This window comes from Mycobacterium sp. IDUB_19 (assembly GCF_055419445.1).
Map to the genome: position 1 here is coordinate 1 of NZ_JBVAXR010000069.1, position 8,456 is coordinate 8,456.

The following is an 8,456-nucleotide window of genomic DNA, read 5'->3' on the forward strand; positions in this document are numbered from 1 at the left end:
CCGGGATCCTTTACGTCACTGCGGCCGACGAACGCCATGTCTCACCACTTCCCTGTAATCCGCCTGTCAGTCCGGATAGGTGACGCCGGTGAGCTCTTCGGAGAGCTGCCACAGCCGCTGCATATCGGTCTCACTGCGCGCGAGCCGCGGCACACCGGCGAATGTGACTCCGCCCCCGGCGGTTTCGTAGAAGCCCCGCGGTCCGTAGTAGCGGCCCCCTTCAGCGTCCGCCGAAACCGACGCGTAGAGGGTCGGCTTGATGCCCTCGTCGATATCGAGCCACATGAACGGCAGCAGCCGCCAGGTCAATCGGGTGAGGCGCGCCTGCAGCGTCGGTTTGTCGCGGCCATACGATGCGCCGCTGAGCAGGTTGGTCTTGCTCAGCCCGGGGTGCGCGGCGTTGGACACCACGCCCCAGCCGCTGCCATTGCTGCGCCGGTTCAGCTCGACGGCGAACATCAGTTGCGCCAGCTTGGCGACGCCGTAGGAGACCATCGGTTTGTAGCCGTGCCGGGCGTTGGGGTCGTCGAAGGTCAGCTTCGGTTGCGTCGCGGCGATGCTGCTCACGGTCACCACACGCGACGCTTTCGCCATGCGCAGCAACGGCAGCAGGTGCCCGGTCAGCGCAAAGTGGCCCAGGTGGTTGGCGCCGAACTGTAACTCGAAGCCGTCGCTGGTTTCCTGACGCTGCGGCGGGGTCATGACGCCGGCGTTGTTGATCAAGACGTCGATCGGCCGGCCTTCTGCCGCCAGTTCTTCGCCGAGTGCCGCAACGCTTTCCAATGACGCCAGATCCAGCTGTTTGATGCTGAGCTTCGCGGCGGGCACCTCGCGGCGGATCTCGGCAATCGCGGCCTCGCCCTTGGCCCTGCTGCGGATGGCCATCACAACATCGGCGTCCGCGGCCGCCAATCGCTTCGCCAGACCGAATCCCAGACCACTGTTGGCCCCAGTGACGACCGCTAGCTTGCCGGACAGATCCGGCACGGCCAACGTGAGATCCGGCTTCACCATGTCACGGGAAGCTCGTAGACGCCGTAGGCCAACGTGTCGTGCTTGAACGGAAGCTCCTCGACCGGCACCGCCAGCCGCAACGTCGGTATGCGACGCAGCAGCGTGGGCAGCACGATCTGCAATTCCATGCGGGCCAACTGCTGTCCCACGCATTGGTGGCGGCCGTAGCCGAACCCGACGTGCGGGCCGTTGTCGCGGGCCAGGTCGAGCTGGTCGGCGTTGGGGAATTGGCGGGTATCCCAGTTCGCCGGTGCGACATCGAGAATGATGCCTTCGCCGGCACGGATGGTCTCACCGCCGACTTCGATGTCTTCGACGGCGATGCGACGCTGGCCGGTTTGGATGATGCTCAGGTAGCGCATCAGCTCCTCGACGGCATTGGCGATCGTCTTCGGATCGTTGGTGTCGCACAACAACTGCCGCTGATCTGGGTGCTCGAGCAGGGCCGCAATGCTCAGGCTGATCATGTTCGCGGTGGTCTCGTGACCGGCGATCAGCACGCCGAGGGCCAGTTGCGTCGCCTCGCGCACGCTGATTTCTTCGGCGTTCACCCGCTCCGCCAGATCGGACACCAAATCCTCTGAGGGGCTCTGCATCCTGGTACGAATCAGGTTGGCGATGTACTTCGCCAACGAGGCGGCACCCTGAGCCGTGTCCTCTTCGGTCGCGTAGCGCCCGGTGCCCCGTTGGGCTTGCTCCTGGAAGAAATCCGCGTCCTCGTAGGGCACGCCCAACAACTCACTGATGACGAGGGAGGGGACCGGCAGCGCCAGCGTGCTCACGATGTCACCGGGCTTGGGGCCCGCCAACAGCGCGTCGATGCGTTCGTCGGCGATTTTCTGCACCGCCGGGCGCAGGCCTTCGACGCGCTTGAAAGTGAAGGGTTTTGACAACATCCGGCGGTAGCGCGTGTGCTCCTCGGCGTCGGAGGTGAACACCGAGCGCGGCCGTTTGTGCACGGTCGCCAGCATCCCTTCGTTCCAGTGCGGATAGCCCGGCAGCCGGTCGTCGACGCTGGTGCGCGAATCGGTGAACAGCAACCGTATCGCGTCGTAGCCGTGGATCAACCACGGTGTGCTGCCATCCCAGATCCGGACCCGGCTCAGTTGCCTGGTTGCGTTGAGCGCCAACGACTCCGGGGGAGGAGCGAACGGGCAGCTCGCGGCCCGCGTCATCGGGAAGTCCGGGATGTCGGTGCCAGCATCAGTGGAGATGGCGGTCATCGTGCTCCTTGCTTTTCGCCGGTGTTCAGTCGCCCGCTGCACTCACATGAACCGGCGCGCGCCACAGTCCGACAATCGCGTCGATCAAGCCCTCACCGGCGACCGGCCAAGCCGAACGCGACCGCGCCCCGTGCTCGGCCAGTGCGCCTTCATGCTCGGCACAGGTGTGCATCAGCAGATTTCGGACCATGACGATCCGTTCGGATCGCACTCGCTTAGGCAGATCGGGAAGGCATCGGTTGATGCCCTCGATCGTCTGCACCAGCTTGGGGGACATCAGCGCGTCTTTGGTGACGACGTGGTGATAGGTGGGGTCGGCCATGGCCTGGGCGGCGAAACGCGCGTACCAGCTGGGCGTGCCCAGTGCGGCCAAGTGGTCGGTGAGTGGGCGCACCAACGTGCTGACCCAATCCCGCAACTCGGTCGAATCGCCGATGTCGGTCAACATCTGGGCGCGGAGTTCTTCGATCGGCTCGCGGTGTTTGCTTTCGATCGCGCGCAGCAATTCGGTCCGTGTTCCGAAGTGATAGCAAGCGGCGGCGTTGTTTCCTTGCCCGGCCGCTTCGCTGATCTGCCGATTCGACACGGCATACATTCCGCGCTCGGCAAATAACCATTCGGCGGCCGACAGGATCGCCTCTCGCGTGCCCATCGACCGGTGGGAGCGCGCCGTCCGCTCAGCCTTCACCGCCTCAGTGAACACGGCTCAGCGGATTAAATCAAGCAATTTATTTAATGCGTGTCACTGCCCTTCTAGCTGGGCTTCCTCAGATGTGGCCCCAGCAGTGACTGCCAGCCGCGCTGCATGTTTTGAAACTCTTCCTCGCAGTTGCCGGCTCGATCCTCCGGCAGGTCTCCCGAGGCGACGATGCTGGCGTTGGCGCCCGGATTGGAACCGTAGATCCAGCACTCCCAGTTGTACATCCGGGTGATATCCATGGAATGGCCGTCCCAGAAGGGCAATTCGTTGGCGTCGCCGGCCTCTTTCGCGCTCAGCTTCCATTCCGTGGCGGTGTTGGTTGCGATGCGAACACCGTCGGGATAGGGCTTTCCGTCGGCGCCGGGGTTGAGGAGCATGAACGCGGAAAGCTGGTCGGCCACGTCCTCCTCGCGCCCGGTGAATGCCAACTGATAGATGGCGAGCGTGGCGTGACCGAGTTCGTGGTAGGCCGCAGAGATCGTTTCGTCGACGGCGGGAGTCGCCGGGTCGGCAATTCCGTTGCCCGCGGCGAGCTTCTCGGCGTGCTCCCTGGCCTCGTAGCAGAGTTGTATCTCGTTTGCGTCGGGAAGGTAGAAATCATTGTTCGCGTCGCATTGCTTGCCGACCACCCCCATGTCGGACGGCAGCGCCAAGGTGTCCTCGATGTGCGCAGCGAGGTCCTCCAATACCTTCGCGTCCTGCATGAGTTGGCGGCCGCGCTGCGCATCCGGCGTGGTGGCATCCTCGTAGCGGATCTTCACCGTCCCGGACGGCGCGGGTGCTGCCGGGTCGCTTGGTTGCTTCGGCTTCGGGGCCGCCGTCGACGACTGTGCGGCAGGGGGATTGGAGCCGGCCTGGTGGCTGGTAGACCCGCCGCACCCGGCCGTGGCGAGGAACGCCACACATGCCACGGCGACGGCCATCGGCGTCGTCATCGCTGTCGTCGTTGTCACTCGCCCCGCCCTGTCGCATCCGTCCTTTAGCCGGCCAGCCCCTTCTTGACCGCCGCATCTTGCTTCTGGCCGACATCGGTCACGAAGTCCGGCGGCACGAGCGCGTCGGGCGGACCGTCGAATTCGAGTTCGACGAAGGCCTTGCCCTCGGTGAACATCAGCACGGTGACTCCCTTGGCGCCATCGGGCGAGGGCCCCGAGATCGTCGTGCCGCCGGTACCGACCGCGATCGGTTCGGCGACGCCGTGGACGTAGCCATCCGTTGTCGCCTTGGCCGATTCCAGCGCTCCGGCGGCAGCGGCAGCGTCCGGCAAAACCTGGATGCTGTCGACGATTATGTGTGTGTGGTCCTGATTACTGAAGGTGGTGGTGACCCCGGACTGACCGTTCGGGTTGTTGATTGGCGGCGTCGCCGTGAAGTCTTCGGGTGCCTTGATGTCACCGGCCTTGATCAACAACCCGGTGTAGTCGGACTGCGGCGTCACCGTGGAGCTGTGGCTGATCGCGACGGATGTGGCTGATCTCGAGGTAGTGGGCGAGGACTTGGAACCGCTGCCGCAGCCGGCCAACACCGCCGCGAGCGTCACGGCGACTGCTGCCGAAGCAACCAGCCTCGGAGAGATATCCTTGAAGTTTCGAGTGCCGCGCGACTGACGGCGACCCTGGCTCAGCCGCCGAGACCCTTCTTCACGGCCGCATCCTGCTTTTGACCGACATCGTTGACGAAGTCCGGCGGCGGGAGCGTGTCGGGCGGGCCGTCGAATTCCAGCGTGACGAAGGCCTTGCCCTCGGTGAACAGCAATACCGCGATGCCTTTGGAGTTGTCGGGCGAATTACCCGACACCACCGTTCCGTCCGTGCCGACCTTGACCGCCTGCGTCTCCGGATGCTTGATAGCGCCACCCTGTGACGATTTCGCCGCGTTCAACGCGTTGGTCGCGGCGCCGGGGTCGGCCAGCACCTGGATGGTGTCTTTGATGATGTGGCTGTTGTCCTGGGTGTTGAACGTCGTCGCCGCGCCGGGCTGGCCGTTCGGGTTGTTCGTCGGCGGCGTGCCCGTGAACGGCACCGGCGCGTCGATATCGGTCGCCTGGATCAACCAACCGGTGTAGTCGTTCCCCTGTGCCGGTGCCGAGGACGCCGACGAGCTCGGCGCGGCGCTCGTCCCACTGGTCGACGACGTTGCCGATCCCGACGTTGTCGGCGATGACTTCTGGTTGCTGCCGCAGCCGGCCACGGACAGTGCCAGCACTGTCGCTGCGGCGACGCCCGCGATCACCGGTTGTGAAAGCCTCATCGGGTTGTGCTCCTTTTCGGCTCGATCTGGTGACGGAGTCGACTCCACCCCAAAACGCACAGTACAGTGCGCGTGTCGCCAGACGGGCCCGGCACCGATTTGACGCCTATTCCAGCTGGTCACGCAGGGATGTCAAGGTATTGGCCAGAATCCGCGACACCTGCATCTGTGACACTCCGATTCGCTCCGCGATCTGGCTCTGCGTCATCGATTCGAAGAATCGCATATGTAGAACCTCGCGTTCACGCTCGGGAAGCGCGGCCACCAGCGAGCGCACCGCTTCGCGGTTGGTGATGTGGTCGATCTGGGGGTCGATAGCACCCACGGCGTCAGCGACAAGGCGAGACTTGCCGGAGCCGTCGGACCCCATCGGCGCGTCCAGCGAATCGAGTTGGTAGGCATCGCCTGCGACGAGGCATTCGACGATCTCGTCGTGCGGGACTCCCAGCTCCTCCGACAACTCGCGGGCGGTCGGAGCCCTTCCCAGTTTTTGGGCCAGATCTCCTGTTGCCCTGCTGATTTGGACATGGAGCTCACGCAGTCGCCGTGGGACACGCATACCCCAGCTGTAGTCGCGGAAATGGCGTCGAACCTCGCCCATCATGGTGGGGATGGCGAATCCGATGAAACTGGGCCCTTTATCGGGGTCGAAGCGGTTGATCGCGTTCATCAATCCCAGGCGCGCGACCTGGGTCAAGTCGTCGAGACCTTCGCCGCGTCGTCCGAAGTGGCGGGCGACGTGGTCAGCGAGCGGGAGACACCGCCTCACGATGCATTCGCGCTGACGCCGGTATTCGTGCGATTCGGCCGGCATGGTCCTCAGCACCAGGAACATCTCGATGACATCGTCGTAGGAATCGTCGTTGCGAGTTTTGGCCGGCCGCGTGGGCCGGGGCGGAGAGAGGACTTCGGTCATCGCCCGAACCGCCTGCTCCCGGCTAGCGATCTTGCGAAACAATCTGCGCACGAATGGATTTGCATTGCGGCACACTTCCTGGAGGTCGCGGGTGGCGAGGTATCGCTGGCGTGCGCATAGCACGCCACTGCACCTATCCGTCGACACGGATCAGCTATTACCAGCGCGCACGCGACTCAGGAGGGCAACCGGTGGATTTGCTCGCCGGAGCCATAACCCAGCAGCCGTACGGCTGGCGGACCGCTTTTAGCTAAACGGCGACGTGTCCAGAACGGACTCGATTCCTAGATCCTACCCTCCCGCGGCACGGATGGGCGATTGATCGCGATTACCCGGCGTGGAGCAAGGTCGCCCGCGCGTCGCGCCCGGTGAAGGGATCGCCCGTTCGCATGCCTCGCGCGACTGGGTACTGTTCGGCGAATGTCCGTGACCAGCGCGCAGCGGCGTGCCTGCGAGCATCGCCGCAAACACTTTGCATGGAGCCGGAGGCGATGAGCGGCCGGGGCCTCCTGGCGGGGCGCGGTGCGGTGGTGTCTGGTGGAAGCCGCGGCATCGGACGCGCGGTCGTCGAATTGCTCTGCAACCTCGGTGCCGATGTCGTGGTCAACGGCCGTGACACTGATGCCGTGGCGGAGACCGTTGCGGCGGTCACCACATCGGGAGGGCGAGCCACCGCGGTGGTCGGGGCCGCGGACGACGAGACCGTTGCCGCCGCGCTCGTCGACACCTGCCGCGACACATTCGGGCGACTCGACATCCTGATCAATTGCGCCGGGATCGCCGAGCCGCCCGGCTCTTCGATCCTGGACATCACGCCCGACGAATTCGACCGCCTGATCAGTGCCCACGTCGGCACGGTGTTTCACACCTGCCGAGTCGCGGCACGCGCGATGGTCGAGCAGGGACACGGGACGATCATCAATACCAGTTCTGTTGCCTTTCTCGGCGACTACGGCGGCACCGGTTATCCCGCGGGCAAGGGAGCCGTCAACGGGCTGACTCTGGCCATCGCCGCAGAGCTCAAAGCCAAAGGCGTCCGCGCCAACGTGGTGTGTCCGGGCGCGAGGACGCGTTTGTCCACCGGAGACGCGTACGAGAAGCACATCGAGGATCTGCATCGCCGCGGATTACTGGACGACGTGACTATGCAGGCCTCGTTGGACAGTGCGCCGCCTGCTTTCGTGGCCCCGCTCTACGCCTACCTCGCCAGCGACCTGGCACGTGACGTGACGGGTCAGATCCTGGTTGCCGCAGGCGGATTCGTCGGCCGCTTCGATCGGCCAACGCCGACCCTGTTGGGGTATCGAGACCATCATGCCGCCGAACCTTGGTCGATCGAGGACTTGCACAAGATGGTCGGCGCGCGCGGCTAACCCGAGATCTGGAAAACCCCGAGGAGAGCGGCGTAGCCGACCGCTATCGCCGCCGCTCCGGCCACGCTGATCCGGGTCGACGCCCCATCGATCGGATCGAGCCAACGCCGAAAGGGCCGTGAAATGGCCGGGACCAAGAGCCATTGCAGCGCAACGATACTGATCACGTTGCCGGCGAATACCGATACCGACTGGCTGACCCCAAGATTGCCCAGAGCAGGGGAGAGCGACTTCGACAGCAGCATCACCGTCGGGTAGAGGCACAGCAGCACCAGCATCGCCGTCTTCCATGCCGGCGTGATCCTGGTCTGCCCGTGGGAAACTCGGACCGTAGACCCGAATGGTGCGCTGCGTGCCAACTCGGCGAAGTCGCGAGTCAACCCGTCGCGCAAGCCCGGCAACGCTTCCTGGCGCTCCCGCGAGCGCATCCACATCGTCAATTGATCGGGGCTGCGGAATCGCAGCACCGACGTCCATTGTCCGGAGGGATCGGCGGGAAACACCGCGGTGCCTTCGTATCCGGGAAAGGCAGAGCTGCTGCGCGTGAGTTCGCTTTGGGCGGCGATGAATCCGGCTTCCTTACCCGGGGCCACGCTGTGCAGGAAGACGCCGACGTTGGCAGCCGGCGACTCGCCGCGAGTAAGGACCAGATCGGAGGCACACTGCCAGCAGCCCTGTGTTTCGCCTTCGCGGAGTACGGCCCGGCGTTCGGCGCTGTCCAGCCAGGCATCGAGTAGATCCGCATCGCGGAAGGCGACTTCCACGGCCCAATCCAGCGGCCTGTTTCCTTGAACCGATTCGCGCGCGCCTACGTGTCCAGGAGAGTGACGAGCCGAAGCAAGATAGCTGACCACCCACTGGCCGAATCGCGCAGGATCAGCGGGCGGATGGAACAGCGTGATCGCGCGGGCGTCAGCAGTCATATCAGCTGTCTACCATCACCGGAGGCGCGGTCCAGGCGACCGCTTCGGGTCCTGGTG

Annotated in this window: 10 protein-coding genes; 2 read left to right on the forward strand and 8 right to left on the reverse strand. The window is 64.8% G+C overall.

The genetic code is table 11. The features are described 5' to 3' along the window. Nucleotides 1–66 precede the first annotated feature (66 nt). The 5 genes from ACZY0B_RS26015 to ACZY0B_RS26035 are packed head-to-tail and all read right to left on the reverse strand — an operon-like array spanning nt 67 to nt 4,459. Entirely contained in the window at nt 67–1,014 is a 948-nt protein-coding gene (locus ACZY0B_RS26015) for an SDR family oxidoreductase (protein WP_463767120.1), read from the reverse strand. Next, nucleotides 1,008–2,237 carry a cytochrome P450 gene (locus ACZY0B_RS26020; protein ID WP_463767121.1) on the reverse strand — a complete coding sequence of 410 codons (1,230 nt, stop codon included), beginning with the start codon at nt 2,235–2,237 and terminating at the stop codon, nt 1,008–1,010. Before ACZY0B_RS26020 ends, ACZY0B_RS26015 begins: the two co-directional genes overlap by 7 nt. Before the next feature lie 25 nt (nt 2,238–2,262). Continuing rightward, nucleotides 2,263–2,940 carry a TetR/AcrR family transcriptional regulator gene (locus ACZY0B_RS26025; RefSeq protein ID WP_463767122.1) on the reverse strand — a complete coding sequence of 226 codons (678 nt, stop codon included), beginning with the start codon at nt 2,938–2,940 and terminating at the stop codon, nt 2,263–2,265. Nucleotides 2,941–2,990: 50 nt separating this feature from the next. Continuing rightward, nucleotides 2,991–3,890 carry a DUF4344 domain-containing metallopeptidase gene (locus ACZY0B_RS26030; RefSeq protein ID WP_463767123.1) on the reverse strand — a complete coding sequence of 300 codons (900 nt, stop codon included), beginning with the start codon at nt 3,888–3,890 and terminating at the stop codon, nt 2,991–2,993. A 26-nt stretch (nt 3,891–3,916) separates the two neighbouring features. After that, entirely contained in the window at nt 3,917–4,459 is a 543-nt protein-coding gene (locus ACZY0B_RS26035; RefSeq protein WP_463767128.1) for a hypothetical protein, read from the reverse strand. Here ACZY0B_RS26035 and ACZY0B_RS26040 point away from each other — a divergent pair. After that, the gene (locus ACZY0B_RS26040) at nt 4,377–4,544 is read left to right on the forward strand and encodes a hypothetical protein (protein WP_463767129.1); all 168 of its coding nucleotides are present in this window, start codon (nt 4,377–4,379) and stop codon (nt 4,542–4,544) included. The genes ACZY0B_RS26035 and ACZY0B_RS26040 overlap by 83 nt on opposite strands. A gap of 13 nt (nt 4,545–4,557) precedes the next feature. Here the strand turns inward: ACZY0B_RS26040 and ACZY0B_RS26045 are convergent, their stop codons facing one another. Together ACZY0B_RS26045 and ACZY0B_RS26050 are read right to left on the reverse strand one after the other, a co-directional pair. Further along, nucleotides 4,558–5,187 (reverse strand): hypothetical protein, encoded by a 630-nt coding sequence (locus ACZY0B_RS26045; protein ID WP_463767124.1) that lies wholly within the window; start codon nt 5,185–5,187, stop codon nt 4,558–4,560. Nucleotides 5,188–5,293: 106 nt separating this feature from the next. Continuing rightward, entirely contained in the window at nt 5,294–6,103 is an 810-nt protein-coding gene (locus ACZY0B_RS26050; protein ID WP_463767125.1) for a SigB/SigF/SigG family RNA polymerase sigma factor, read from the reverse strand. A gap of 491 nt (nt 6,104–6,594) precedes the next feature. Here ACZY0B_RS26050 and ACZY0B_RS26055 point away from each other — a divergent pair, with 491 nt between their 5' ends. Then, on the forward strand, nt 6,595–7,476 hold the full coding sequence (locus ACZY0B_RS26055) for an SDR family NAD(P)-dependent oxidoreductase (protein WP_463767126.1): 882 nt from the start codon (nt 6,595–6,597) through the stop codon (nt 7,474–7,476). Here ACZY0B_RS26055 and ACZY0B_RS26060 read toward each other — a convergent pair. Beyond that, complete coding sequence (locus tag ACZY0B_RS26060; RefSeq protein ID WP_463767127.1) at nt 7,473–8,399, reverse strand: antibiotic biosynthesis monooxygenase; 927 nt, start codon at nt 8,397–8,399, stop codon at nt 7,473–7,475. The genes ACZY0B_RS26055 and ACZY0B_RS26060 overlap by 4 nt on opposite strands. Between the last annotated feature and the right edge of the window lie 57 nt (nt 8,400–8,456).

What these genes read in the sequence shown, in the direction of transcription:
- ACZY0B_RS26015 (WP_463767120.1), bottom strand. Translation starts at nt 1,014, where the DNA reads ATGGTGAAGCCGGATCTCACGTTGGCCGTGCCGGATCTGTCCGGCAAG.
- ACZY0B_RS26020 (WP_463767121.1), bottom strand. Translation starts at nt 2,237, where the DNA reads ATGACCGCCATCTCCACTGATGCTGGCACCGACATCCCGGACTTCCCG.
- ACZY0B_RS26045 (WP_463767124.1), bottom strand. Translation starts at nt 5,187, where the DNA reads ATGAGGCTTTCACAACCGGTGATCGCGGGCGTCGCCGCAGCGACAGTG.
- ACZY0B_RS26050 (WP_463767125.1), bottom strand. Translation starts at nt 6,103, where the DNA reads ATGACCGAAGTCCTCTCTCCGCCCCGGCCCACGCGGCCGGCCAAAACT.
- ACZY0B_RS26055 (WP_463767126.1), top strand. Translation starts at nt 6,595, where the DNA reads ATGAGCGGCCGGGGCCTCCTGGCGGGGCGCGGTGCGGTGGTGTCTGGT.
- ACZY0B_RS26060 (WP_463767127.1), bottom strand. Translation starts at nt 8,399, where the DNA reads ATGACTGCTGACGCCCGCGCGATCACGCTGTTCCATCCGCCCGCTGAT.